The sequence below is a fragment of the Nocardioides cremeus genome (assembly GCF_030518195.1).
Taxonomy (GTDB): Bacteria; Actinomycetota; Actinomycetes; order Propionibacteriales; family Nocardioidaceae; genus Nocardioides; species Nocardioides cremeus.
In genome coordinates this window covers 1-215 of the sequence record NZ_JAULSC010000465.1, presented here as the reverse complement: position 1 = coordinate 215, position 215 = coordinate 1, and the positions used below count along the sequence as shown (strand labels likewise).

Sequence of the window (215 nt, the reverse complement as noted above, 5' to 3'; positions counted from 1 at the left end):
GACGACATCGTCTCGACGGTGCCGCTGGGCACCGGCAGCGCGGGCTGCGGCGAGTCCGACTACGACTACTACGCCGGTACGTCGATGGCCACCCCGCACGTCGCGGGCGTCGCCGCGCGGCTCGCGGCGCAGGGTCGTACCCGCGAGAACATCGAGGCGGCGCGGCTCGACACCGCGCGCCAGCCGCTGACCGACGTCACCGGCCTCTACTCGCC

1 protein-coding gene is annotated in these 215 nt (G+C 74.4%); it reads left to right on the top strand.

Translation table 11 applies throughout. The features are described from left to right. Window positions 1-18: 18 nt before the first annotated feature. Window positions 19-215, top strand: a 197-nt coding sequence (locus QWJ41_RS21740; protein WP_302710581.1) for a S8 family serine peptidase, incomplete at its 3' end; no start/stop codon positions are given.